The organism is Rhizobium sp. Nf11,1 (assembly GCF_050587665.1).
Taxonomy (GTDB): Bacteria; Pseudomonadota; Alphaproteobacteria; order Rhizobiales; family Rhizobiaceae; genus Rhizobium.
In genome coordinates, this window is record NZ_JBOBHU010000011.1 from 25,094 (window position 1) to 48,536 (window position 23,443).

The following is a 23,443-nucleotide window of genomic DNA, read 5'->3' on the forward strand; positions in this document are numbered from 1 at the left end:
GCGGCGTTCAATTATGCCGCCGCTCCCCCATGGCGCGAAATTTCTCCTCGGGATTATTTTGCCGGGAGTGGGCCATTCGATCGCGGGAACAATCCTGGTTGAGATCGATTCCTCCTCAGAAGATGAGGATCGCCATCATGAACATCGCCGCAAGCGTCGGTCCTGCCTTGGCGCTCGAAGTCGCGGATGCCGAAAGCATTGCCGAACTCCGGCATCAGGCCGAGGACTGCACCCGCTGTGACCTCTATCGCAATGCGACGCAGATCGTCTTCGGTGAAGGTCCGGGAAAGGCCGAGATCGTCCTTGTCGGTGAGCAGCCCGGTGACCGGGAAGATATCACCGGCAGGCCCTTTGTCGGCCCGGCAGGGCATCTGCTCGACCTCTGTCTCGATGAGGCCGGTCTGGATCGTCAACGCTGCTACGTCACCAATGCCGTCAAGCACTTCAAGTTCACGCCGCGCGGCAAACGACGGCTGCATGCGAAACCCAATGCCGGCGAGATAAGGCGTTGCGCCTGGTGGCTCGGCGCGGAGCTCAACATCCTGCAACCGAAACTCGTGGTGGCGCTGGGCGCAAGCGCTCTTTACGCGCTGCTTGGGCCGAAGGCGAAATTGACGCCCGAGCGCGGTCATGTCCTGCAGCCTGCAAACCACCCGCCGGTTCTGGTGACCATCCACCCCTCCTATCTCCTGAGAATCCGTGATGAGGCCGAGCAGCAAAGGCAGCGCCAGGCATTCGTGTCAGATCTGCACAGGGCGACGGAATTTCAGCTTCGGTGAATGCCGATTCTCAACCTTGATATGCTGCAATGCGAAATATTTGCGGTTGCAGTTCGATTTCGCTTGAAACGGCGCTCCTCCTCTGGAACCATCCTGGCAGTATCGCGTTCGAACGACGGCATTATGTGACTGGAGATCAGCGATGTCAGAAACTCGCGAAGAGTGGATCAAAAAACGTGCATACGCCCTTTGGGAAGAAGAGGGCCACCCGACAGGGCGAGATTCCATCCATTGGGAAAAGGCCCGGCACGAGCGCGAAGCGCTCGAAGGCTCTGCTGCCCCCTCCAACGGCAAAGAAGCCAAACCCAAGGCCAAGCGCGCCGCAACGGTCACGAAGCGTGCCGCAACAGGCGCCAAGACGAATGGCGTCGTCACGCCGGCGCCCAAGCGGACGGTGAGCCGCAAGACGGCATCCTGACTGCTGGAATACCGATCACATTCAAAAAAGGGCGTCGTTGCGACGCCCTTCGGCTGTGCTTTGTCATATCCCTGAATTAGTTGGGTCTTAAGAGAGATTGTAGGCGGGCTTGCCGCGCGGGGGGGTGAACAAAGGCCGGATGACGCTGCAAGCTTTGAAGCTTCCAAAAAATTTGAGGCTTCGCCCGCAAGCCGGGAACAAGATCATACAAAGACTGTTTGTGGCGAAATAAGGGGGGCAGCCATGAACGATCGTATCCGAATGCTCTTCGTCACGCCTCTTGCCGCCCGCAGCCACGCTCCCAATGTGATCGTGTGAGCCATGGAAATATCGCTCGTGCTCATCGCCGCTCTGCTTTATCTCGGTCTGGCGCTCGGCTTTATCCTCGTCATCGATAACCTCGTCGGACTGGTTTTTCGCGATTCCCGTACGCCGCTGCAACTGCCCTCCTTCGACATCGGCCGCGCCTTCGTAGCGTCGCAGAAATTCCAGCGGAAATAACGGTTCTCGGCTGGCGCCCACGCACGGTTAGAAAGTAGGGTGGGCCTGGCGCATCGGCCCGAAAATCGGAATTGATTTTCGGAAAGCAGGATGAGATCGACGACAATGGGACAGGCGCGAAGCGTTCAGCCGGCGATTTGGCTTTTTGCGGCGCGCTCCTTGCGCGACTTCGGCGACGGTTTCGTGGCCATCCTGTTGCCGGTCTATCTCCTTGCTCTTGGATTTTCGCCCCTGCAGGTCGGTGTCATTGCGACGGCATCCCTTTTCGGATCCGCACTTTTGACGATCATCATCGGATTTCTCGGCGCGCATCATGATCTCCGCCGGCTGCTTTTGGCAGCCGCCGGCCTGATGGTGGCCACCGGTGTCGCCATGCCCATGATCGACGATTATGCGCTGCTGCTCGCCATCGCCTTTGCCGGCACGATCAACCCGTCGGCAGGCAGCGTGAGCATCTTCGTGCCGCTTGAACATGCGGTCCTTGCCCGGGAGGTGACCAGCGTCGACCGAACGAGGATGTTCGCGCGCTACAGCCTCGTCGGGGCGCTTGCAAGCGCCGGCGGCGCGCTTGCCGCTGCGCTGCCTGACCTCATCACGCGGTTCGGGATGACGCAACTGAGTTCGCTCAGGCTGATGTTCGTTCTCTATGCGCTCGTTGGCATTCTCGGGGGCCTTCTTTATGCCCGCATACCGCCTCGCCCGGTGACGCACGAAGAGCACAAGCCAGCCGCACTCGGGCCTTCGCGCGCCATCGTCATGAAGCTCGCAGCCCTCTTCAGTCTCGATGCCTTCGCTGGAGGTTTCGTTGTGCAGTCTTTGCTCGCGCTGTGGCTGTTCGAACGATTCGATCTTTCGCTGTCCGAGGCTGGAGTGTTTTTCTTCTGGACGGGTGTTCTGTCGGCGTTTTCGTTTCCTGTTGCCGCCCGGCTATCGAAGCGGATTGGACTCGTGAACACCATGGTGTTCACCCACATTCCATCAAGCGTAGCTCTCGCCCTTGCCGCATTCGCCCCCACCTTGCCGTTGGTGCTTGCCTTGCTGCTGGTTCGGGCCGCGCTTTCGCAGATGGATGTGCCAACCCGGTCTTCTTACGTGATGGCTGTTGTCACCGAGGCGGAGCGAGCCGCCGCCGCAAGCTTCACATCGGTGCCGCGCAGCCTCGCATCGGCGGCCAGCCCTGCACTGGCGGGCGCTCTTTTCGCCGCGTCTTATCGGGCTTGGCCGCTTGTCATCTGTGCCGGCCTAAAGATCATATACGACCTCTTGCTGTTGCTGCAGTTCCGCCACCTCAAGCCGCCCGAGGAATCCTGAAGTGCTTTGCTTGCAGTGGGCGCATGCCGCTCAGGTCCGGACTCTGAGAGCCCGTTCCGTTCTGTCGGCGATTTGGGTCACGGCATAGGCGATCACCATGTAGATCACCACGGCGACCAGGAAGGCTTCGAGGTAGTAAAAGTTCAGCGCCGCGGTCAGCTGCGACTGCGCGAAGATGTCGACCACCTCGATGGCGAAGCCGAGCGACAGCGCCTTCATGATCACCATGAAGGAGTTGGCGAGATCCGGGATGGCGGCGACGATCACCTGCGGCAGCATGACCCGGCGGAAGAGCTGGCTCTTCTTGTAGCCGAGCGAATAGGCGGCGTCCGCCTGCCCCGTGTCGAACGAGTTCAGCGCGCCTTTGACCAGCTCCGCCTGGAAGGCCGCGACGCAGGCCGTCAGGGCGACGATGAGCGTCACCCAGTTCGGCGTCGAGTGACCATTATACTCCACGCCGACGAGCGAGGTCAGGAACTGCAGCGTCGACGGAAGTCCATAATAGGCAAGGAAGATCACCACCACCATCGGGACGCCCTTGAATGCCACCTTGTAGGCGACGACGAGTTGGCGAAGGACCGGCACCCGACGATACTCGATCATGGCGAACAGGCTGCCAACGACCGTCGACAAGACGAAGATAGCGAGGGCCATGACAAGCGTCCGCGGCACCGCGCCCAGGATCTCATAAAGGTCGGGGAGAAGAACTTCGCTGTCGAAAATCATGATTTCCTTCCTCGATCAGATGCTGGCCATCAGCGGGGCACGTGCTGCCTTTTCGCCCGGGACGTACCTGCCGGAGCGGCGCTCGAAGAGCCGCACGATCGCCCAGGCGATGAGGCAAAGTACCGAGTACAGCACCGCCAATACGAGATAGGTTTCGAACTGATACTGATTGTAGTCCCGCTCCATGACGAGGTGGGCGGTCGCCATCACGTCGGCGGCGCCGATGTACATGACCAGAGCCACATTATGGATGAGGTAGATGATCGAGTTTCCGTAGCCGGGAAGCGCGATATGCACCGCCTGCGGCGCGACGACGCGCACCAGCTTCTGCTGGAACGTATAACCGAGGCTGTCGGCCGCGTCATGCTGGCCGCGCTCGACGGCGAGAAAGGCCGGACGCATGACTTCCGACAGATAGCCGCCGTGATAGAGGCTGAGGCCGAGCATGGCGGCGATCGTCGGCGAGACGAAGTCGTCGATGCCGAAAACGCCGACAAGCACCGGAAGACCATAAAAGGCCACGAACAGCTGCAGAACGACCGGAACGCTTCGCGCGTAGGACACATAGAGGTCGGCCAGCTGGCTGACCACCGCAATCCTGCGCACGCGGAACGTCGTCGTAATCAACGCCAGCACGAAGCCGGCGACCATGGCCGTGAACGTGATCGCAAGCGTCAGCGGCAGCGCCGAGAGCAGCTCCGGGATCATGATGGATAGGTCCACCTGGGAACACTCCTTCTTTCAGTTCTGGGCCGGGTCGCCGGCTGCAAATTCCCGGCGTTACTTCATGTACGTGGTGATGTCCTCGCCGAACCATTTCTGCGAGAGCTTGGCGAGCGTGCCGTCGGCCTTGAGCTCCTTCAAAGCCTTGTCGATGCCGTCCGCGAGCGCCTTGTTCTCTTCCGAGCGATGGATGAGTACGAAAGTGTTGTTGATCGCGACCGGCTCGCTTGCCTGGACGTTCAGCTTCTGCTGGTCGATCACCGTCTGCTCGCCGAGATTCGACGGCAGGACCAGCGCGTCATACTTGCCGTTCTCCACCTCCTTCAGGCGATCCGGATAGGGAATGCCGGCGCTCGAAGCGGTGATTTCGATCTTGTAGTCGGGATTCTTTTCCTGCCACGCCGTAGCGAACTTGTAGATGCCGCCACCTGCCGTCACCGGAACGATCTTCTTGCCGACCAGGTCCTTCATTTCCTTGATGCCGCTGTCCTTGCGGCTGTAGATCTTGATCAGGCTGGCGCCGATCGGAGCTTCCGGGATGAGGAACTGCTTTTCGCGGGCGGGAGCACGGTAGTAGCCGCCGGTTGCGATATCGTACTTGCCGGTCGCAAGACCCGTCTCCTGCGCGATGTCGGCAGCACCTTCCATCACGAACTTGTACTGCGGCAGCTTGGCGTTGATCGCCTTCAGGACGTCGGGCTCGTAGCCCTGCGGTTCGACGCCGATCGCACCCCACGAGAGCGGCTTCGATTCCGCCGCGGTGGCGATCTTGATCGTCCGAACGTCTTCGGCGAACGACGCGGTTGCGAAGGCGATCGCGACGCCTGCTACGGCGAAACCGAGACCACGGCGCGAGATTGAACTCATGGAAGTCATTTCAGGCATCCTTTCTTACTGGATCGCGCGTTCGGAATTGAGGAACTGAGCGAGGCGCGGGTTGGAGGGCGTGTCGAAGATTTCGGACGGACTGCCGTCGGCTGCGACGACACCCCGGTCCATGAAGACGATGCGGTTCGAGATGTTCTTCGCAAACTGCATCTCGTGAGTGACGAGAAGCGAGGTGATGCCGGAGGACGTGACATCCTTGATCACCTTGAGAACCTCGTTCACCAGTTCAGGATCGAGTGACGAGGTCGGCTCGTCGAAGAGCATCACATCAGGTTTGACCGCGAGCGCTCTGGCGATGCCCGTTCTCTGGAGCTGCCCGCCGGAAAGCTGCGACGGATAGTTGTCGAGCTTGTCGGAAAGCCCCACTCGCTCGAGCTCCTGCAGCGCGATGGCGCGGGCTTCGTCCTTGGCCTTGCCCTGTACGACCACCAGCGGATCCATGACGTTCTGGATAACCGTCATGTTCTTGAAGACGTTGAACTGCTGGAACACCATCGCAGTGCGCAGACGGATCGCCCGAACGGCGGTCTTGTCCGGCCGGGCGAAGTCCATCCTGATATCATCGAAGGCAATCGTTCCGGATGCCGGCTTCGCCAGATGGTTGATGCACTTCAAGAGGGTCGTCTTGCCGGTTCCGCTGGGGCCGATGATCGAAACCACGTCACCTCGTTTCACCGAGAGATCGACGCCATTCAGGATCTGGGTGCGACCGTAGGACAGCTTCAGGTTCTTGATCTCAAGCATTTTGGGGTCTCAGGTCCTTTCGGAAGATAGTTCGGGAAGCGCTTCGGTCTCGGCATCGAACCACTCGTCGCCGAGAAGTTCCGGCGCGTCGAAAGCCTGAAGGTTTGCAAAATGCTTCTCGCGGTCTTCGACGAAAAGCGATCGGACGACGCCGCGCGCCAGGCGGTCGGCGCCCTCGCTGATTGCAGGGATGTCGCCTGTGAGCTTCCCGTGGCTGAGAGTCGCCGGGAAGTTGAAGCAATGAATCTTCGAGAGAACCGGGCAGGAACCCGGTTCCCTCTCAAGGAATTCGAAAGCCTCGCCAAGATCCGGCGATCCTTCAAGCTCCGCATTGGCCATCCCGGCCGGCGTCGGGAAGCGGTCGCGCCAAAGTCGGATGTGGGGTTCAAAGACTGCCAATTCCGGCCGATTGGTCAGATCGATCTTGAAGCCGGTTCCGAAGATCAAGAAGTCGAGGAGGTAGCTGGCCTTCGACGTCGTCACGACGAGCTGGTCACCGTGCTGCTGCAGGCCGGTGATCGGGCTTTGGAGATGAAGGTGGGCCTGCTCGAAGGCGCTGACGCGCAGCACGCTCGCACGCGGCGGCGGCGTCTGCTGGCTCATGGCGTAGTCGAGGAAGCGCCACTTCCATTCGTCCGGCAGTCCGGCGAAGCCATGGACGACGCCCTGGCTGCCGATGCCGGTGAACTTGTTGATCCGCGGCAGTTCCGTCCGGCGGACGAACATGTCGAGCCGGGCGGCACCGGCTTCGAGCGCGGTCGCGGCATTGTCCATCGCCGACGCACCCGCACCGATCACCCCTACGCGCTTGCCGCGCAGCGCTGCGAAATCGATCGCATCGGCGGTGTGCGCCCAGAACTTGCGATCGATATTTTCGGCGATGTCGGGCACGAAGGGGCCGCCGAGACCGTCGCGGCCGGTTGCGAGAACCACGTGTCGGGCGATGATCCTTTCCGTGCGGCCATTCTCGCTGCAGGCGAGGTCGAGCATGTCATCGTCGCGCGGCAGGATCGCATCGACCGAGACGCCGTTGCGCACCGGCAGCTCGAGCACCTTCCGATACCAGATCAGGTAGTCCATCCACGTCTCGCGCGGCGCCCGGTCGAGCGCCACCCACGCCGCGCTGCCGAAGCGCGCTTCATAATAGGCCCGGAAGGTGAGCGCCGGCAGTCCCATCGCGGGACCTGTAAGCTGTTTCGGCGAACGAAGGGTGCGCATCCGGGCGAAAGTGACCCACGGCCCTTCCTCCCCGGCGGGTGCCTTGTCGAAGACGACATGGTTGGCGACGCCAAGGCGCTTCAGCATTCCGGAAGCGACGAGGCCTGCCATGCCGCCGCCGATGATGACGACGTCGATGACGGATCGGCCATCAATTTCGCGGGCGGGAACCCACGCCTTTGCGGGCAGTTCCAGCCAGGCGAGGTCCTGGCGAAGACGCGCTTCGAGGGCGTGAAGATTATCCGGATGTGTGGAGAGATCGCTCATGCGGGCGCTCCTTCGGGAATTGCCGCCTGCCCGTAAACTGTGTCCGCCAAGGTTTCGATGCCATTTGCCTCCAGCAGGCGGCAGCCGGGCATCTTCAACGCTTCGATCCGCGCGGCATCGATTGCGGCGGCGACCGTCGGCGCGAGCGGTAACGCCGCCGCGGAGATCGCACCGAACAGAAACGGGATGGCTTGGTCGAGCACGCGCATGACGACGCCATCGAGGGGCACGCCGCAGACGGTCGCCGGCTCGACGATGGCAATGCCAAGTCCTGCGCGCACCAACGAGAGCGCAGTCAGCGAGGCGTTGACGTCGATGATGCGATCCGGCGCCACCCCTGCCCGTTCCAGCGCCTCGTCGACGCGATGACGAAGCCGATAGGGGTTCGCGAGCGTGATGATGCGATGCTCCGCGAGATCGGCCAGGCGGACGACCTCGTTCGCGGCGAGAGGCTCGTCGGCGCCGATGGCGATCACGCACGGTGCTTCCGCGATCCAGTGGATGTCGAGACCGGGATGTTCGAGCGGCAGGCTCGATATGCCAAGATCGGCCGACCGGGCGAGAACCGCCTGCACGACGTTTTCGGCGGCGAGCGCCTGGACGTGGAGATGACGCGGGATCAGCTCGGGCGAGACGGCCGCCAAAGCCTGCGGCAGGATTCCTGCAGCAAGGGATGGCGTTGCCGCGATGGTCAAGGTCGCTGGCTCGTCAAGACCGATTGCCTCGGCCCGTTCGCGGATGTGGGTCAGGCTGGCGAGATGACGTTCGACCTCGGCATGGAAGCGCAGACCGCGCGACGTCGGCTGGATGCGCGGGCCGCTTCGGTGGAGGAGCGCATAGCCTAGATCGCCTTCCAGGTCCTGGATCTGCCGCGTCACGGCCGGCTGCGAACGGCCGAGCAGCCGGGCTGCGCCGGTGACGCTGCCAGCCGACATCACCGCCGCGAAGGCTTCAAGCTGCCGGATGTCGAACGGGTTTTTATTCATATTCAACATGAAGCACCGCCATCCATGCTTTGGAAGCATGACCTTCCTAAGAATTGAGCAGATAGTAGATAATTATTTCGCATGGATTGCAAGTCTTCATGCTAATTTGACATAATGACACTTCAACCTATTTAATGCTCTCCCGCGAGATGCAAAGGAGCCTGCCTTGACGCTCATCGAAACTCTTGCCGCCGTCAGACCCGGCTCAGCCCTGGCCGAGGCCATTGAAAAAAGGGCGGAGATCCTGCGCCTCAGCGAAGCCGCCCACGACGCAGTCCTTCTTCCGCGTGATCCCGGCGGCCTGTCGCATGGCCTCAGGGCGGCGCTTGCCGCCCGTATGGCCCGTCACAACCACAGCGAAAAACTGGCGCAGCACTACGACGAACTGGTCAAACGTGCCGCCGAGGCATCGACAGCGCCGCTCGCCAAGCCAGGCACTAGCGCAACCGATGAGCGCATCGCAGAGATCGTCCGCCATGCCGACCGACTGACGGTCGCGCCGCGGGAAGCGACCCGCGACCACATAGAAAGATTGCGCAGCGCGGGAATGACCGACGCCGACATCGTCCGGCTGTCGGAGCTTGCGGCCTTCGTAAATTATCAGGCTCGCGTCATTGCTGGGCTGGCGCTGATCGGAGGAAGACAATGAGCGAAGTCGTCCATACCTTCACCACCCAGGTTCCGCGCTGGCAGCCTTACGTCATTCCAGTCGATCTTGAAACCGCGACAGCCGAGCAGCGGGAGGCAATGCAGGTCACGCCCTCCAACAAGGGCATCTCCCCTTACGTCCTGACGCTTGCGCACGACCCGGAATCCCTCGCTGTCCGCTCACCCCTGTTCAACCTGATCATGTACGGGAAGGACGGGCTTTCACCGGGAGAACGCGAACTAGGCGCCACTGCTGCTTCCGTCGTCAATCACTGCGTCTACTGCGCCGCCGTCCATGCCTCCCGGTTCATCAGCCATACCAAGCGGACTGACGTAATCGACGCCATTTTCGCCGATGGACTCGACGCCGAACTCGATGAGCACCTTCAAACCATCTTCGATTTCTCCGCACATCTGTCGACCACGCCGCCGGAAGCGACGCAAACTGATGCGCAGGCGCTGACGGACGTCGGTCTTTCCGAGCTTGAGGCCCTGGACCTCGTGCTGTCGTCGGCCATATTCGGCTGGGCGAACCGTCTGATGCATACGCTTGGCGAACCAGTAAAGGACTAGACATTTCTGGATTAGCTTGAAGCATTCTGTTGGATTCGGCGTGGGCGTCACCGCATGCGCATCAGGTCCACAGCGCGATTGCTGATGATTGCTTCCATCGAAAAATAGCCAGTCACTGTCGCAAGATCGAAGTTCGTTATCAGCTTCTGGTAGAAAGCGTCATAGCCCGACATTCCCTTGGTGATGACCTTGATCAGATAGTCCCAGTCGCCGCCTATTCGGTAGAAATCGACGACTTCCGGCATCCGGTCGACGTGCTTGCGAAATCCTTCCGACCATTCCTTTGAATGATGGCGAGTTCGGATCATCACGATCACCGTGAGATCATAACCGAGCGCTTCGAAATCGATGGAGGCGCGCGATCCTTTGATGACACCTGTCGCATAAAGGCGCTGAAGCCGGCGCCAGCAAGCGTTCTGCGACAGTCCGACCTGCTCAGCCAAGTCACGTTGAGAAAGCGACGAATCCCGCTGCATGCACGTCAGAATTCTCAGATCAATTTCGTCGATTCTCAAATTGTTATCGATCATATGACCCATTCTTATCCCAATCGCCCAAAAAAATGGTGAAGTTTTCGACGGTGATGCAGATTAGAATCGTTGTCAAATCTTTCGCGGAGAATGACGATGCACGAACTGGCTGCGCGCTATCCATCAAAAGAACTCTCCACGGTTCTCGGCAAGTTCAAGAGTGATCTCAACCGAGATGACCCCATCGGCAGGTTTAGGGCGGGGCTGATAGGCTCAAAGGTGAAGGTCGACGGCCCGTTCGGCCCCAAGGACCTCGTCTATGCCGACTATGTGGCTTCGGGACGCGCCCTCAGACAGATCGAAGAATTCATCCTCGAAGACGTCCTTCCGTACTACGCGAACAGCCATACCGAGGCGTCCTACTGCGGAGGAATGATGACCCGGCTTCGACGGGAAGCCCGCTCAATCATTGGCGAGTTCTGCGGAGCCGATCGACAGCATGCGGTCATCTTTGCCGGATCCGGCGCGACGGCGGGCCTCAATCGCCTCGTGAACCTGCTGGGGGTCACCGATACGATCGCGGCCGGCAAAAGCGTGCGCGTCGTCCTCGGCCCATATGAACACCACTCGAACATCCTGCCTTGGCGCGAGAGCGGGGCGGAGGTCATCGAAATTGCCGAGGGCAACGACGGTGGTCCCGATCCGGTCATGTTGCAGAAGGTCCTTGAGAATGCCCCCGCAGATTTCACCGTTTGCTCGTTTTCTGCCGCATCGAACGTCACTGGCATCCTGACCGACGTTGCGGCGCTCACGAAGATTGCAAAGGCTGCAGGCGCCAAAGTCGTCTGGGATTACGCGGGGGCCGGACCATACGTGCCGATTGCGATGACGCCCGAGCAGGGAGCCGAAATCGACGCGATCGTCGTGTCACCTCACAAGTTCCTGGGCGGCCCGGGGGCCTCTGGCGTATTGGTCGTGCGGCAGGACACGGTGGCGACGAGCAAGCCATCCTGGCCCGGTGGCGGCACGGTGAAATTCGTGTCACCCACGGGGCACGATTACAGCGACAGCCTGGAGTCTCGGGAGGAAGCGGGAACACCCAACATCATCGGCGACATCCGTGCGGCGCTCGCCTTCCTGGTCAAGGACGCGATAGGACTTGATGCAATCAAGCGGCTGAACGACGAGTACACGCGGCGCGCCTTCACCGCGTGGAAGGACGTTTCGGAAATCGAATTGCTTGGCTCCACCTCGATTGCACGCTTGCCGATCTTTTCGTTTCGCGTGCGCGATGGCAAGGGTGGCTACATCCACCAGCAATTGGTCACCCGCATGCTCAGCGACCGATTTGGCATTCAGGCCCGTGGCGGCTGCGCCTGCGCTGGTCCCTACGTGCATCGGCTGCTTTCGATAGACACCCGGACGTCGCAGCGCCTGCGGCAGGCGATCTTGGCTGGCAACGAAATCGAGAAACCCGGATTCACGCGGCTCAACTTGAGCGTCCTGGCATCGGACGAAACGGTTGCCTTTATTCTGGATTCGGTCGCGCAACTCGCGCGGGACGCATCGGCATATGTCGGGCAATACACCTTCGATCCGGCGCGCGCGATTTTCTCGCCCGTCGCGTCCGGTCGACAGGAGGCGGCCTGTGCGTAAACCTGATGTCGCCGCCTTCTTCGACCCGCCTACCTCCTCAATCCAATACGTGGTCAGCGATCCGCAAACCAGGGCCTGTGCGATCATCGATCCGGTTCTCGACTTCGATGAGAAGTCAGGATCGACGACGACCCACAACGCCGAGATGCTGTTGGACCACATTCGGGACCAGGACCTGCGCCTGCACTGGATCCTCGACACGCATCCGCATGCCGATCACCTTTCGGCCGCCGCCTATCTGAAGGAGCGGACGGGCGCGCCAACGGCCATCGGGAGCCGCGTCACGGATGTTCAGAAAATCTGGTCGAACATCTACAACTGGCCTGATCTTCCCGTCGACGGCAGCCAGTGGGATCGGCTCTTCTTCGATGGAGACACCTTCTCGATTGGGAACATCGAGGTCGGCGTCATGTATTCGCCCGGCCACACTCTTGCCTCGATCACCTACCTGGCGGGCGACGCCGTGTTCGTTCATGACACTGTCTTCATGCCTGACAGCGGCACTGCCCGTGCAGATTTTCCAGGCGGTAGCGCCAAGTCACTCTGGTTGAGCATTCAGAACATTCTGACGTTACCCGGCGATACGCGCCTCTTTGTGGGACACGACTATCAGCCCGGCGGCCGGCAGCCGCTCTGGGAAAGCACAGTGGAACGTCAGAGGGCGGAAAACATCCATGTTGCGCGATGTGCTTGCGCTGACGCGTTCGTCACCCTTCGCGAGGCGCGTGATCGGACGCTGTCAATGCCGAAGCTCATACTTCACGCGCTGCAGGTCAACATCAACGGCGGCCGGCTACCGGAACCCGAAGAGAACGGCCTTCGCTACCTCAAGCTCCCGATAGGTGCCTTTCAAGGTTCCGTCTGGTCCTGAGCAACCCGATTACGGCACCTCGTCCGCTGACTGAACATTCTGTGCTCACGCAGGATCCTGAAAAATGGCGCTAGATCTTTTTCAATATGGCATGGGGACTCTCAGCGGCGCCTTGGTTGGCTTCACCCTCGCCCTATTGGGCGGTGGCGGCTCCATCCTTGCAGTCCCGCTTCTTGTTCATGCCGTAGGACTGACCGACGCCCATACCGCCATTGCCACCAGCGCCGTTGCCGTTGCTTCGAATGCGTTGATCAGCCTGGTCATGCACGCGCGCCGAGGAACAGTGATATGGCGGTATGCGGGACTTTACTGCGCGACTGGAATCGTCGGGGCGCTGCTCGGAGCATCGATCGGAAAGATACTCGATGGGAAGCATCTGCTTTTGTATTTCTCAGGGCTGATGATCGCCATCGCCACTTTGATGCTGCGTCGAATAAGCGTCGCCAGCGAAAATACCTGCGTCTTCGAACGTCGGAACACCACGAAGGTTCTTGCGATCGGTGGTGGAAGCGGCGTCGTGTCCGGCTTTTTCGGAATAGGCGGTGGCTTCCTGATCGTCCCCGGCCTGGTGTTTTCGACCGGGATGCCGACGATCAATGCGGTGTCGACCTCTTTGGTCGCGATCGTGGCGTTCGGTTCGACTACGGCTGCCACCTATTCCATCTCAGGCTTCGTCGACTGGCCGCTGGCCGCTGTCTTCATCGGGGGAGGCGCGGTCGGCGCCGTCCTCGGCTGCAACCTTGTGCACCGCGTTAGGCCCTATCAAAATGCGCTCAACAGTGTTTTTGCGGGCGCCATCCTCACCTTCGGCATCGCCATGGCGTGGAGCACCCTCCTCGGGTAGCTCGCCGTGGTCTTCCGGAACAGGATTTCCTATCTGATGAGAAGGCATCCGCAATTGCTTGCCTCTGTCTCGCGCGCGACGGCCGGCTTGGCCGGCCTCGTGCTCGTCGCCGTCGCCGCGGTCGAGATAGCAAAACTGGTTGGGATGAGGATCAGGCCGATGCGAAGACTTCAGACTATGCTCGCTTCCGCAGCAATTGCGCTCGTGCCTCTCACCAACGCTCTTGCGGACGATGCTCTGTCTTCATTCGGCCGCTTCGCCGACCGCTGTCTGAACCGCGGGCCGCAGTATGATCGCGCGGCCGCCCTCGCCCACCGAAACAAATGGCCGGCGCTTGCTGCCGATATGGTGTTGAGCATTCTTCCTCTTTCGGAGCCGGTGGCATTCGACGGCTGGATAACCGGGGCGGGCAGCGCGGCACCCTTCGAAGCCCTGGTCGTTGGAAGGGGTATGGTCGGCGAGAAGCCCGTCGAGAGCTGCACGATGGCCTTCGCCGGGACCGACGCCGCGGGCTTCGAGCACAGTCTTGTTTCGACAAAAGCGGCAAAACCGTCCGGCGAGCAGAATGGTGAAGGACGTATCCGGAAATTCTTCACGATCGAGCGCGATGGGTTGAAAGAGGCGGTGACGCTCGATCTTCCCATCTACCCTAACGGCAGCGACGAGGTGCTCGCGAGCGTCGTCGCCGAGCAGCAGATCGAGCACTGAACTTTTCCCGATGACAAAGCGCTGAATACCGGGCGGCAACGATATTTCAACCGAACCCTTTCCCTCCCATCGCAAGCCTCTATGTTGACGGTGGACGAGCTGAACCCTTACGGCGCCGCGCATCTTTTCAGGCGCCCAAGAAATGCTGTAGAACTTTGAATTGCTGCCGCTCGCACCGGCGCGGCGGCGATAGGGAAGCGGTTTTGAATGGGAAGCGTCGGCAACGGCTGGCCGAGAGGCGGCGGCAAAATCGGCGAATTGTTGCGGCATCCGGCCTTTGACGCCGTCGGTCTCGGACCGGCCGAAAGCTGGCCTGCGTCTCTCAAGCATATCGCCGAAATGGTGTTGAATTCGCGCCAGCCGAAATTCGTCGCCTGGGGTCCGGATCTCGCCTTTCTCTACAATGATGCCTACGTGCCTGTTTTCCCCGACCGGCATCCTGCCGCACTCGGGAGACCCTTTCGCGAGGTTTGGGCGGATATCTGGGAGCAATTCTCACCAATCGTCGCCAGCACGCTTGAAGGCAGGCCTCAGCTCTTCAAGGAACTGCTCATCCCGATGCGCCGGGACGGCCGCACCGAGGATACCTGGTTTACCTTCTCCTATACGCCGTTGCGCGACGATGACGGCGCCATCGCCGGCATCCTCTGTGCGACCCTCGATGTCACGGACCAGGTGGCGGCCAAGCGGGGCGAGAAGTTGGCGCTGGAGGAACTGCGCGCCAAATCGGAGGCGCTTGCGGTCGTCAACCGAGCGGGCGCAGCTATCACCGTCGAGCCCGATGTCGAACGTCTCACCCAGATTGTCGTCGATGCCGGCGTGACGCTGACCGGCGCCGAATTCGGCGCCTTCTTCTACAATGTCGATGATGGAGAGGGCGGCAGCTACATGCTTTACGCGCTCTCCGGCGTCGACCGGAAGAACTTCGAGAAATTCCCGATGCCCCGCAATACCAAGGTCTTTGAGCCGACCTTCAGCGGCGAGGCCATCGTGCGTTCAGACGACATCCTGCTCGACCCGCGCTACGGTCAGAATCTGCCGCATTCCGGGATGCCGGAGGGGCATCTGCCGGTCAGGAGCTATCTTGCCGTGCCGGTGAAATCGCGCGACGGCAGCGTCATCGGCGGTTTGTTCTTCGGCCACGGCGAGCCTGGCCGGTTTTCGCAGGCAGCGGAGGCGAGCCTCATCAGTCTCGCCGGCCAATCGGCCGTGGCAATCGACAATATTCGGCTCTTCCGCGCCGCCAAAATCGAAATCGACCAGCGCCGCCACATGGAAGACCAGCTGCGCAAACTCAATGAAATGCTCGAGGTCCGGGTCGCGGCCGAGATTGCCGATCGCCAGCAGGCCGAAGCGGCGCTCCGGCAGTCGCAGAAGATGGAATCGATCGGCAAGCTCACCGGCGGCGTTGCCCATGACTTCAATAATCTGCTGCAGGTCATCTCCGGCAATCTGCAGCTTCTCGGCAAAGACGTGGCTGAGAACGGCCGGGCAAAGGAGCGCATCGCGAATGCGCTGGCCGCCGTCGAACGCGGCTCGCGGCTGGCAAGTCAGCTGCTCGCCTTCGGCCGTCGCCAGCCGCTGGAGCCGAAGGTCGTCAATATCGGCCGCCTGGTCACCGGCATGGACGACATGCTGCGTCGCGCGCTTGGCGAGGAAATTGAAGTCGAGACCATCGTTTCCGGCGGCCTCTGGAACACCTTCGCCGATCCTGCTCAGATCGAGAACGCCCTGCTCAACCTCGCGATCAACTCGCGCGACGCAATGGATGGTGTCGGCAAGCTGACGATCGAGGTCGGCAACGCCTTCCTCGATGATTCCTACAGCCGCACCCATCCCGAGGTAAAGGCCGGCCAATATGTCGTGCTCGCCGTCACCGATACAGGGTCCGGGATGACGCAAGAGGTGATGGAGCAGGCCTTCGAGCCGTTCTTTTCGACAAAACCGGAAGGCAAGGGCACCGGTCTCGGCCTCTCCATGGTTTACGGTTTCGTCAAGCAGTCCGGCGGTCACGTGAAGATCTACAGCGAGATCGGCGAGGGTACGACCGTCAAACTCTACCTCGCCCGCTCGTTGCGCAGCGAGGATCGCGCCGCGGCGGCCGACAACCTTCCGGCAACCGGTGGGACCGAAACCATCCTCGTCGCCGAGGACGACGAGGGCGTTCGCGCCACGGTCGTCGAGATGCTCTCGGATCTCGGCTATTACGTGCTGAAGGCGAAGGATGCGCAAAGCGCCCTCACCGTCATCGAAAGCGGTGCCCACATCGACCTGCTCTTTACCGATGTCGTCATGCCCGGTCCGTTGCGCAGCCCGGAGCTTGCCCGCATGGCGCGACAGCGCCTGCCCGACATCGCCGTGCTCTACACCTCGGGCTATACGGAAAACTCAATCGTTCATGGCGGCAGGCTCGATCCAGGCCTGGAGCTGCTCTCCAAGCCCTATACGCGCGAGGAGCTCGCCCGCAAGATCCGCCAGGTGCTCGCCAACCGGCCGCAACGCCACCAGGCAGAGGCCAATGCGCCGGTGTCCAATGCAAAGCAACCCGATCCAAAGGTTCCCGGCACGGCCGGAAAGCTGAAGCTGCTGCTCGTGGAAGACGATGCATTCATCCGGATGGATACCGCCGAAATCCTGCAGGATCTCGGCTACGCCGTCATCGAGGCGGGCAGCGGCGAACAGGCCATTGATATCCTTGGTCACACGCTCATCAACGTGATCGTCGTCGACGTCGGCCTGCCCGGCATGTCGGGCTCGGCCTTTGCCGCCAAGGCGCGGGAAGCCTTTCCCTCCGTCGGCCTGGTCTTCGCCACGGGCGACAGCGACCCGCCCGACGCCGCTCGCTTCTCCGGCTCGGTGCTGCTGATGAAACCCTACACCAGCGCTGCGCTCGACCGGGCGGTCAAGAGAGCCGCCCAGTTTTCCCAAGCTGAACCGCCCTAACCCGCACCGTCGAACTCGGGATATTTGCGCATCAGGTCGGCCTCGCTGGTGCAGCTGTCGTCGCGCGCCGTCAATTCGATCGAGATCGTGTCGCCAAGATCGAGGCGGCCGTCGTCATGATGGTCGCCATCGTGATGGCTGCCGCCGTCGTAACGACTACCGTCATTGTGATAGACGGGAATGCGGGCGCCGCTCTGGCTGACAAGCACGGCATCCCTCTTGAAGCCCCTCCGCAGCAGCCAGTCGCGCGGCGCCATCAGGCGGATATCGACCTCGTAGGAATGTCCCTTCCCTTCCTTGAAGCTTACCGTGTAGGTGACCGGCGATACCTGGCCGTTCACGTCGATCGTGCCGTTTCCATCGGCTTTGACGATGTGTTTTTCCATGTTCTCCGTTCCTTGCTGCATGCGGGCTTAAGTAGGCTTGCCCATCGAAAACCCGACAAAATCGGCTTTTGTTCCGAAATCTGGGACAATGACCCTATAGGGAACTTTTCCCCTCCCCACCGGTTGGATTCTCTTACAAATCGCGTTCGAGCGCTTTGCAAACCACAGGAGGCGAAGATGCCGCGAGGAGACAAATCCGACTATACCGACAAGCAGAAACGCAAGGCCGAACACATCGAGGAGAGCTACGAGGAGCGCGGCGTCTCTGAGAAGGAGGCCGAACGGCGCGCCTGGGCGACCGTCAACAAGGAAAGCGGCGGCGGCAACAAATCCGGGTCCGGCCGCGGCAAGAAGGATACGCATGAATCCTCCAAAAAAGGCGGCCGGGCCGGCGGCGCTGCATCTGCGGCACGCTCGAAGGAGGAGCGTTCCGCTTCCGCCAAGAAGGCGGCCGCGACACGCAAGCGCAACGAGCACCACAGCCATCACTGAGCATGTGCCGAAGAGTGTGAGCGGTCTCGGGCGGCACCATGCTCCAACCAATCGAGAAGAGGACGGCAGGCGCCAGCTATCTGCAGCCCGTCCGGCAAAAGAGATTTTCACCATGGCCAAATCGAAGAAGAAGTGGTCGCAGGACGTTACCGAGCACAGCAACGCGATGGATCTCAAGGAAGGCGTGTTCAAATCGGACGATCCGAAGAAAATTGCCCGATCGATCAAGCACTCCGCCGAGGAGACCGATCGCCGTAAGTCGAGCCCGTTTCGCGCTGCCATGTCGATGCTGACCTTCTACATAAACCGCGCTGGCGGGCAGCTGTCGAAAAAGCGGCGCGGCACCCTTGAAAAAGCCAAGGACGAACTGCGAAAAGACTTCGGTCGTCAACCGAGGCATTGAACATGGCATATGAGCTTTATTATTGGGACGGCATTCAAGGCCGCGGTGAATTTGTGCGCTTGGCGCTGGAGGAAGCCGGCGCCGACTATGTCGACGTCACGCGTCAGCCCGGCCGGGGAACGGGCGCCATGCTCGAGATCATGAAGAGCGAAGGCGAGCCGCACATCCCCTTCGCTCCGCCCTTCCTGAAGGACGGCGACCTCATTATCCCGCATGTCGCCAACATCCTGTTTTACGTCGGGCCGAAGCTCGGCCTTGCGCCGGAGGACGAAAGCCTTCGCTACGTCACCAACGGCCTGCAGCTCACCATCACCGATTTCGTTGCCGAAGTGCACGATACCCACCATCCGATCGACCTGTCGCTTTATTACGAAGACCAGAAGCAGGAAGCCAAAGCCCGTTCGGCCGCATTCATCCGCGACCGCATTCCCAAATTCCTCGGTTATTTCGAGCGCGTTCTGAAGCGCAATCCGAAAGGCGCCGATCATATAGTCGGCAATGCGGTCACCTATGTCGACCTCTCGCTTTTTCAGGTGATCGAGGGCCTCACCTATGCCTTTCCCAAGGCCATGAAGAAGAGCAAGGCCGAATACCCCGCTCTCCTTGCCCTTCATGATGCGGTGGCGAAGCGGCCAAACATCGCCCGTTATCTCGCCTCCCCTCGCCGCCTCGCCTTCAACGAGGAAGGGATTTTCAGGCACTACCCAGAACTGGACGCCGCGAGCTGAAGAGATCCCTCGGTCTCGCGTATGAGGAAATCAAGCAGCCTGTTTTCTTCGGCCCGTAAGCCCCGCAGCGGCTCGCTGCCGCCCTCGATCAAAGGATGATCATTGCCCGCCAGCGCGATGATTGCCGGATGGATATAGCTCGAGCGCGAGATCGCCGGCGTATTGTGCAGAGCCTCGGCCGCAGCCTCCGACATTTCCTTCACCGTCGGCCGTCCGCCGCCGACGATCCTTTCGCGGGCGACCCCGAAGGCCGCCAGCGATCCGGCCCAGGTGCGGAAGGTCTTGGCGGAGATCGGAATGCCCGATATTTCGGCCAAATAGGCATTCAGCCGGCCGGAGTCGACCGGTTTCAGCACGCCGCTTTCATCCTTCCAGACGAAGAGCTGGCGGCCGGGAAGGTCGGAAATCTCTTCCAGGATTTTCTGCAGCCTGGGATGCTTGAGACTGCGCTGGACGCGCTTGCCGCCCTTGGCCCGAAATTTGAGCTCGATCCGCCCGTCGACGATTTTCAGATGCCGCTTCAAGAGCGTCGTCGCGCCATAGGTGCCGTTCTCCCTGACATAGGCCTGATTGCCGACCCGCAGATGCGCCTCGTCGAGCAGCGTCGTCAAAGCCGCCAGCACGCCTTTGACATCCTCGGCACCGGTGTCGAGATGCCGCAGGACGGTGCGGCGGATCTTCGGCAGCGCCCGGCCGAATTCGATCAGTTGGTAGAATTTTCCGGCGCTGCGGAACGATTGCCAGTCCTTGTGATAGCGATATTGTTTGCGCCCGCGCGCATCGATACCGGTCGCCTGCAGATGACCGTTCTCGTAGAGACAGATCCAGACATTCTCGTAGGCTGGCGGCAGTCCGAGCGCGCCGATGCGCGCCCGCTGTGATTCATCGGAAAGCGTCGTGCCGTCAGGCATCACATAGCTGAAGCCCTTGCCTTTCCTTCGCCTGCGGATGCCCGGTTCGGTATCGCTGACATAAATCAGGCCAAGTTCGGTAATTGTTTCGGCATTCATGCTGTTGGCGACCTGCTATTTGCCCCAGCGGCCGAGCTGAAACCACCGGCGCCGCTGGGCTTTGGTCGCCCCTTCCGGCGGTTGGGTCTGGCCTGTTGGCGCGAAGACGGCCACGCTCTGGGTATAGACCATGACGGGATTGACCTCGTCGTGTACGTCGAAAGCACCGGTCTCAGCCCCGGTGTCGAGAACCCGTGACCACTGTTTCAGTCCGTTCACGATGGGCAGATGAACTTCGCAATCACCGCCGGCGTTGAAGACGAGGAAGAGGTCATCCATCTTCTCTGTATCGAGTGCGTGCACGCTCTTCGAGAAGTACACGCCGAGGACCTGCAATCCATCGTCGTTCCAGGCCGCATCGTCCATGAAATTACCGTCCGGCTTGTACCAGGCGATCTCGATGCGCCCGTCCTCGGTGGTCTCACCGGTCAGGAACCGCTCCTGGCGCAGGACGGGATGGGCCTTGCGGAACGCGACGGCTTGCCTGCAGAAATCGAGGAAGGGATCGTCGAGCCCGTCCCAACTCGTCCAGCCGATCTCATTATCCTGGCAATAAGCATTGTTGTTGCCGCCTTGGCTATTGCCGAGCTCGTCGCCGGCCAGGATCATCGGCACGCCCTGCGAAAGCATCAGCGTCGCCATCATGTTGCGGCGGCGGCGTGCGCGTGCCGCGTTAATATCGGCATCATCGGTGGCGCCCTCGAAGCCCATATTGTCGGAATGATTATCCGAATGCCCGTCCCTGTTATCTTCGCCGTTCGCCTCGTTGTGCTTGCCGTCGAAGGAAACCGTATCCATCAGCGTGAAGCCGTCATGAGCCGACAGAAGATTGATCGAGGAGGTAGCGCCCCGATCGGAATGGTTGAATTGCGGCGCCGAACCGGTGATGCGCGCCGCCAGCTCCGAAACCATGCCGCCGTCGCCCTTCCAGAAACGGCGGACGTCGTCGCGGAACTTGTCGTTCCACTCACGGAAGGGGTGCGGGAAACCGCCGACCTGATACCCGCCCGCGCCGATATCCCAAGGTTCGGCGATCAGCTTGACGCCGGCAAGGATCGGATCCTGGCGAATGGCGCCGAAGAACAGCCCCTGCCGGTCGAATTCCAGATCCTGTCGCCCGAGTGTGCTGGCAAGATCGAAACGGAAACCGTCGATATGCATGACGCCGACCCAATAGCGCAGGCTGTCGAGCACCATGCGCATCACCATCGGATTGGCGACATTCAGCGTGTTGCCGGTTCCCGTCGTATCGAAGGTATGGCGGGGATCATCGGGAGAGAGGATGTAATAGCTCGCATTGTCGAGCCCGCGGAAGGACAGCGTCGGCCCTTTCTCGCTGCCTTCGGCCGTATGATTGTAGACCACGTCCATGATGACCTCGATCCCGGCCGCATGGAACCTCTTCACCATGGTCTTGATCTCGGTGATCTTGTCACTCGACAGGTAGCGCGCCTGTGGCGCGAAGAAGCCGAGCGTCTGATAGCCCCAATAGTTCCTTAGCTTCTTTTCAATAAGATAGCGGTCGTCGAGGAAATACTGGATCGGCAGCAGCTCGATCGCCGAAATGCCGAGTTTGACGAGATGATCGATGATCGGATCGCTGCACATGCCGAGAAAGGTCCCGCGCAGCCGGTCGTGCACTTTCGGATGCGTCATCGTCAGGCCGCGCACGTGCGCTTCGTAGATGATGGTATCGGTCCAGGGCCGGCGGATCGCCTCTTCCCCCGCCCAGTCGAAATCAGGATCCTGCACGACGCCCTTGACCATGAAGGGCGCACTGTCGCGGTCGTCGAAGGTCAGATCGTCCTCACCGATCCGATAGCCGAACAGCGCATCATGCCATTGCAGCTCGCCCGTCACCTGCTTGGCATAGGGATCGAGCAGCAACTTGTTCGGATTGAAGCGATGGCCGGCGCCCGGATCATAGGGGCCATGGGCGCGATAGCCATAGACGGCGCCTGGTCCGATACCGGCGATATAGCCCGACCAGATGTCGCCCTCGCGCTTGGGCAGGGGCAGCCGGGCAATCTCGTCCGTTCCGTCGGGGGAAAACAGGCAGAGCTCGATCTGTTCCGCATGCGCCGAGAAGACGGCGAAATGAGTGCCGGAACCCGTATACTCCGCCCCCAGCTCCGGCTTGAGGAAGTCGAGTTCCGAAAATGAAAAGCTCATGGCGCCCCGCCTGATGAAAAGACCAAGCGGGAAACGTGAAGGTGGTTCGAAAGTTCCGTAGCCCCGGGGAAAGCGGACGCTGTCGTTTGCCGATCAAGGCGTTTACGGCATCAGCTGGCCGCCGTTGACCTCGATGACCTGGCCGGTGATGTAGCCCGAGAGCGTCGGCGAAGCGAGGAAGAGATAGGCTCCGACGCAATCCTCAGATGTGCCGACGAAGCCCATCGGGATCGATCTGCGCTGCAGCTCCATCTGTTCGTCATTGGTATAACGCTCGTGGAAGGGCGTGGCGATCACACCTGGCGCCACCGCGTTGACGCGGATCCTGTCGGCGACGAACTCCTTGGCATGGCCGCGCGTGATGGTCGAGACGAAGCCCTTGGAGGCGGCGTAGAGGACCGCGCCATTGCCGCCGCCGTTGCGGGCGGCGATCGATGTGGTGTTGATGATGAAGCCGCCCTGTTTCTTCAGCCAGGGATGGGCCGCGCGCGTCGCCGCCAGCACCGAGCGGGCATTGAGGTCCATCACCGCGGCATAATGGGCGTCTGTATATTCGGAAGTCGGCTTACGCCCCAGCATGCCGCCGGCATTATTGATGAGCCCGTCGAGATGGCCGAAGGTCTTCGCCGTCTCCTCGACGACACGCTCCGTCTCCCCCTCCCTCGACACGTCGCCCTGGATCAGATGCACGGTGCCGCCGACAGCGCGGATCTCCTCGGCAAGCCTCTCTGCCGGCTCCCGGCTGGCATTGTAATGCACCCCGACCTTGGCACCTTGGGCGGCAAAGGCGCGGGCGACGGCCGCTCCAATGCCGGTCGAGGCACCGGTAATCAGCACGGCCTTGCCCGCGAGATCCGGCAATTTGATGGATGCGAGCAATTGAGCAAGTTCTGTCATGGCTAAGACAGCCTCCCGAAAAACAAGGACATAGGTGATGAAACAGACGAGGGAAGTCTATCAGCCCAAATCGGCCAAGCG

Annotated in this window: 25 protein-coding genes; 14 read left to right on the plus strand and 11 right to left on the minus strand. The window is 61.0% G+C overall.

The features are described from left to right. Window positions 1–137: 137 nt before the first annotated feature. From ACQ7C1_RS17425 to ACQ7C1_RS17440, 4 genes are all read left to right on the plus strand, one after another. Complete coding sequence (locus ACQ7C1_RS17425; RefSeq protein ID WP_430959182.1) at window positions 138–779, plus strand: UdgX family uracil-DNA binding protein; 642 nt, start codon at window positions 138–140, stop codon at window positions 777–779. 142 nt (window positions 780–921) lie between these two features. Further along, complete coding sequence (locus ACQ7C1_RS17430; RefSeq protein WP_430959183.1) at window positions 922–1,197, plus strand: DUF2934 domain-containing protein; 276 nt, start codon at window positions 922–924, stop codon at window positions 1,195–1,197. Between the two features lie 321 nt (window positions 1,198–1,518). Beyond that, window positions 1,519–1,698, plus strand: a complete 180-nt coding sequence (locus ACQ7C1_RS17435; RefSeq protein WP_430959184.1) for a hypothetical protein — start codon at window positions 1,519–1,521, stop codon at window positions 1,696–1,698. A gap of 105 nt (window positions 1,699–1,803) precedes the next feature. Further along, a complete protein-coding gene (locus ACQ7C1_RS17440; RefSeq protein WP_430959321.1) occupies window positions 1,804–3,009 on the plus strand; it encodes an MFS transporter in 1,206 nt (401 codons plus the stop codon). Between the two features lie 30 nt (window positions 3,010–3,039). Here ACQ7C1_RS17440 and ACQ7C1_RS17445 read toward each other — a convergent pair whose 3' ends face one another. From ACQ7C1_RS17445 to ACQ7C1_RS17470, 6 genes are read right to left on the minus strand one after another with little or no spacing between them, the layout of a single operon-like run. Further along, complete coding sequence (locus tag ACQ7C1_RS17445) at window positions 3,040–3,732, minus strand: amino acid ABC transporter permease (protein ID WP_430959322.1); 693 nt, start codon at window positions 3,730–3,732, stop codon at window positions 3,040–3,042. Window positions 3,733–3,750: 18 nt separating this feature from the next. Continuing rightward, window positions 3,751–4,458, minus strand: a complete 708-nt coding sequence (locus ACQ7C1_RS17450; protein WP_430959185.1) for an amino acid ABC transporter permease — start codon at window positions 4,456–4,458, stop codon at window positions 3,751–3,753. A gap of 57 nt (window positions 4,459–4,515) precedes the next feature. After that, window positions 4,516–5,334 (minus strand): amino acid ABC transporter substrate-binding protein, encoded by an 819-nt coding sequence (locus tag ACQ7C1_RS17455; protein WP_430959186.1) that lies wholly within the window; start codon window positions 5,332–5,334, stop codon window positions 4,516–4,518. A 15-nt stretch (window positions 5,335–5,349) separates the two neighbouring features. Then, window positions 5,350–6,090, minus strand: a complete 741-nt coding sequence (locus ACQ7C1_RS17460) for an amino acid ABC transporter ATP-binding protein (protein WP_430959187.1) — start codon at window positions 6,088–6,090, stop codon at window positions 5,350–5,352. 9 nt (window positions 6,091–6,099) lie between these two features. Next, on the minus strand, window positions 6,100–7,575 hold the full coding sequence (locus ACQ7C1_RS17465) for an NAD(P)-binding domain-containing protein (RefSeq protein ID WP_430959188.1): 1,476 nt from the start codon (window positions 7,573–7,575) through the stop codon (window positions 6,100–6,102). Further along, window positions 7,572–8,561, minus strand: coding sequence for a LysR family transcriptional regulator (locus ACQ7C1_RS17470; protein ID WP_430959323.1), 990 nt, complete (start codon window positions 8,559–8,561; stop codon window positions 7,572–7,574). The genes ACQ7C1_RS17465 and ACQ7C1_RS17470 overlap by 4 nt, the downstream gene beginning before the upstream one ends. A 166-nt stretch (window positions 8,562–8,727) precedes the next feature. Between ACQ7C1_RS17470 and ACQ7C1_RS17475 the strand changes: the two genes are divergently transcribed. Further along, the gene (locus ACQ7C1_RS17475) at window positions 8,728–9,210 is read left to right on the plus strand and encodes a CMD domain-containing protein (RefSeq protein ID WP_430959189.1); all 483 of its coding nucleotides are present in this window, start codon (window positions 8,728–8,730) and stop codon (window positions 9,208–9,210) included. Then, complete coding sequence (locus ACQ7C1_RS17480) at window positions 9,207–9,782, plus strand: peroxidase-related enzyme (protein ID WP_430959190.1); 576 nt, start codon at window positions 9,207–9,209, stop codon at window positions 9,780–9,782. The genes ACQ7C1_RS17475 and ACQ7C1_RS17480 overlap by 4 nt, the downstream gene beginning before the upstream one ends. Before the next feature lie 47 nt (window positions 9,783–9,829). On the opposite strand, the gene ACQ7C1_RS17485 is transcribed toward ACQ7C1_RS17480, so the two are convergent. After that, complete coding sequence (locus tag ACQ7C1_RS17485) at window positions 9,830–10,312, minus strand: Lrp/AsnC family transcriptional regulator (RefSeq protein ID WP_430959191.1); 483 nt, start codon at window positions 10,310–10,312, stop codon at window positions 9,830–9,832. Between the two features lie 96 nt (window positions 10,313–10,408). Here ACQ7C1_RS17485 and ACQ7C1_RS17490 point away from each other — a divergent pair, with 96 nt between their 5' ends. From ACQ7C1_RS17490 to ACQ7C1_RS17510, 5 genes are all read left to right on the plus strand, one after another. Continuing rightward, complete coding sequence (locus ACQ7C1_RS17490; RefSeq protein ID WP_430959192.1) at window positions 10,409–11,908, plus strand: aminotransferase class V-fold PLP-dependent enzyme; 1,500 nt, start codon at window positions 10,409–10,411, stop codon at window positions 11,906–11,908. Next, the gene (locus ACQ7C1_RS17495) at window positions 11,901–12,779 is read left to right on the plus strand and encodes an MBL fold metallo-hydrolase (RefSeq protein ID WP_430959193.1); all 879 of its coding nucleotides are present in this window, start codon (window positions 11,901–11,903) and stop codon (window positions 12,777–12,779) included. Before ACQ7C1_RS17490 ends, ACQ7C1_RS17495 begins: the two co-directional genes overlap by 8 nt. 64 nt (window positions 12,780–12,843) lie before the next feature. Continuing rightward, complete coding sequence (locus tag ACQ7C1_RS17500) at window positions 12,844–13,623, plus strand: sulfite exporter TauE/SafE family protein (RefSeq protein ID WP_430959194.1); 780 nt, start codon at window positions 12,844–12,846, stop codon at window positions 13,621–13,623. Window positions 13,624–13,659: 36 nt separating this feature from the next. Further along, a complete protein-coding gene (locus ACQ7C1_RS17505) occupies window positions 13,660–14,331 on the plus strand; it encodes a hypothetical protein (RefSeq protein WP_430959195.1) in 672 nt (223 codons plus the stop codon). A gap of 207 nt (window positions 14,332–14,538) precedes the next feature. Further along, window positions 14,539–17,274: a response regulator gene (locus ACQ7C1_RS17510; protein WP_430959196.1), complete on the plus strand. Its 2,736-nt coding sequence runs from the start codon at window positions 14,539–14,541 to the stop codon at window positions 17,272–17,274. On the opposite strand, the gene ACQ7C1_RS17515 is transcribed toward ACQ7C1_RS17510, so the two are convergent. Further along, window positions 17,271–17,660 carry a hypothetical protein gene (locus ACQ7C1_RS17515; RefSeq protein WP_430959197.1) on the minus strand — a complete coding sequence of 130 codons (390 nt, stop codon included), beginning with the start codon at window positions 17,658–17,660 and terminating at the stop codon, window positions 17,271–17,273. The two genes, ACQ7C1_RS17510 and ACQ7C1_RS17515, sit on opposite strands and share 4 nt — an antisense overlap. 177 nt (window positions 17,661–17,837) lie before the next feature. Here ACQ7C1_RS17515 and ACQ7C1_RS17520 point away from each other — a divergent pair, with 177 nt between their 5' ends. The 3 genes from ACQ7C1_RS17520 to ACQ7C1_RS17530 all read left to right on the plus strand — a co-directional run bounded on the left by ACQ7C1_RS17520 (window position 17,838) and on the right by ACQ7C1_RS17530 (window position 19,283). Next, complete coding sequence (locus ACQ7C1_RS17520; RefSeq protein WP_302749270.1) at window positions 17,838–18,152, plus strand: plasmid stabilization protein; 315 nt, start codon at window positions 17,838–17,840, stop codon at window positions 18,150–18,152. Window positions 18,153–18,264: 112 nt separating this feature from the next. Further along, on the plus strand, window positions 18,265–18,555 hold the full coding sequence (locus ACQ7C1_RS17525) for a DUF3175 domain-containing protein (RefSeq protein WP_430959198.1): 291 nt from the start codon (window positions 18,265–18,267) through the stop codon (window positions 18,553–18,555). Between the two features lie 2 nt (window positions 18,556–18,557). Beyond that, window positions 18,558–19,283: a glutathione S-transferase gene (locus ACQ7C1_RS17530; protein ID WP_430959199.1), complete on the plus strand. Its 726-nt coding sequence runs from the start codon at window positions 18,558–18,560 to the stop codon at window positions 19,281–19,283. On the opposite strand, the gene ACQ7C1_RS17535 is transcribed toward ACQ7C1_RS17530, so the two are convergent. The 3 genes from ACQ7C1_RS17535 to ACQ7C1_RS17545 form a co-directional block, all read right to left on the minus strand. Further along, a complete protein-coding gene (locus ACQ7C1_RS17535) occupies window positions 19,256–20,293 on the minus strand; it encodes a DNA topoisomerase IB (RefSeq protein ID WP_430959200.1) in 1,038 nt (345 codons plus the stop codon). The genes ACQ7C1_RS17530 and ACQ7C1_RS17535 overlap by 28 nt on opposite strands. A 15-nt stretch (window positions 20,294–20,308) precedes the next feature. After that, a complete protein-coding gene (gene glgX, locus ACQ7C1_RS17540) occupies window positions 20,309–22,465 on the minus strand; it encodes a glycogen debranching protein GlgX (RefSeq protein ID WP_430959201.1) in 2,157 nt (718 codons plus the stop codon). Window positions 22,466–22,567: 102 nt separating this feature from the next. Further along, window positions 22,568–23,362: an SDR family NAD(P)-dependent oxidoreductase gene (locus ACQ7C1_RS17545; RefSeq protein ID WP_430959202.1), complete on the minus strand. Its 795-nt coding sequence runs from the start codon at window positions 23,360–23,362 to the stop codon at window positions 22,568–22,570. Between the last annotated feature and the right edge of the window lie 81 nt (window positions 23,363–23,443).

Bases quoted from the DNA above. Each gene is read 5' to 3' on its own strand.
- ACQ7C1_RS17515 (WP_430959197.1), bottom strand. From the start codon at position 17,660: ATGGAAAAACACATCGTCAAAGCCGATGGAAACGGCACGATCGACGTG.
- ACQ7C1_RS17545 (WP_430959202.1), bottom strand. From the start codon at position 23,362: ATGACAGAACTTGCTCAATTGCTCGCATCCATCAAATTGCCGGATCTC.
- ACQ7C1_RS17435 (WP_430959184.1), top strand. From the start codon at position 1,519: ATGGAAATATCGCTCGTGCTCATCGCCGCTCTGCTTTATCTCGGTCTG.
- ACQ7C1_RS17440 (WP_430959321.1), top strand. From the start codon at position 1,804: ATGGGACAGGCGCGAAGCGTTCAGCCGGCGATTTGGCTTTTTGCGGCG.
- ACQ7C1_RS17525 (WP_430959198.1), top strand. From the start codon at position 18,265: ATGGCCAAATCGAAGAAGAAGTGGTCGCAGGACGTTACCGAGCACAGC.
- ACQ7C1_RS17520 (WP_302749270.1), top strand. From the start codon at position 17,838: ATGCCGCGAGGAGACAAATCCGACTATACCGACAAGCAGAAACGCAAG.
- ACQ7C1_RS17465 (WP_430959188.1), bottom strand. From the start codon at position 7,575: ATGAGCGATCTCTCCACACATCCGGATAATCTTCACGCCCTCGAAGCG.
- glgX (WP_430959201.1), bottom strand. From the start codon at position 22,465: ATGAGCTTTTCATTTTCGGAACTCGACTTCCTCAAGCCGGAGCTGGGG.
- ACQ7C1_RS17425 (WP_430959182.1), top strand. From the start codon at position 138: ATGAACATCGCCGCAAGCGTCGGTCCTGCCTTGGCGCTCGAAGTCGCG.
- ACQ7C1_RS17510 (WP_430959196.1), top strand. From the start codon at position 14,539: ATGGGAAGCGTCGGCAACGGCTGGCCGAGAGGCGGCGGCAAAATCGGC.
- ACQ7C1_RS17535 (WP_430959200.1), bottom strand. From the start codon at position 20,293: ATGAATGCCGAAACAATTACCGAACTTGGCCTGATTTATGTCAGCGAT.
- ACQ7C1_RS17505 (WP_430959195.1), top strand. From the start codon at position 13,660: ATGAGAAGGCATCCGCAATTGCTTGCCTCTGTCTCGCGCGCGACGGCC.
- ACQ7C1_RS17460 (WP_430959187.1), bottom strand. From the start codon at position 6,090: ATGCTTGAGATCAAGAACCTGAAGCTGTCCTACGGTCGCACCCAGATC.
- ACQ7C1_RS17490 (WP_430959192.1), top strand. From the start codon at position 10,409: ATGCACGAACTGGCTGCGCGCTATCCATCAAAAGAACTCTCCACGGTT.
- ACQ7C1_RS17530 (WP_430959199.1), top strand. From the start codon at position 18,558: ATGGCATATGAGCTTTATTATTGGGACGGCATTCAAGGCCGCGGTGAA.
- ACQ7C1_RS17480 (WP_430959190.1), top strand. From the start codon at position 9,207: ATGAGCGAAGTCGTCCATACCTTCACCACCCAGGTTCCGCGCTGGCAG.
- ACQ7C1_RS17455 (WP_430959186.1), bottom strand. From the start codon at position 5,334: ATGACTTCCATGAGTTCAATCTCGCGCCGTGGTCTCGGTTTCGCCGTA.
- ACQ7C1_RS17485 (WP_430959191.1), bottom strand. From the start codon at position 10,312: ATGATCGATAACAATTTGAGAATCGACGAAATTGATCTGAGAATTCTG.
- ACQ7C1_RS17500 (WP_430959194.1), top strand. From the start codon at position 12,844: ATGGCGCTAGATCTTTTTCAATATGGCATGGGGACTCTCAGCGGCGCC.
- ACQ7C1_RS17470 (WP_430959323.1), bottom strand. From the start codon at position 8,561: ATGAATAAAAACCCGTTCGACATCCGGCAGCTTGAAGCCTTCGCGGCG.
- ACQ7C1_RS17430 (WP_430959183.1), top strand. From the start codon at position 922: ATGTCAGAAACTCGCGAAGAGTGGATCAAAAAACGTGCATACGCCCTT.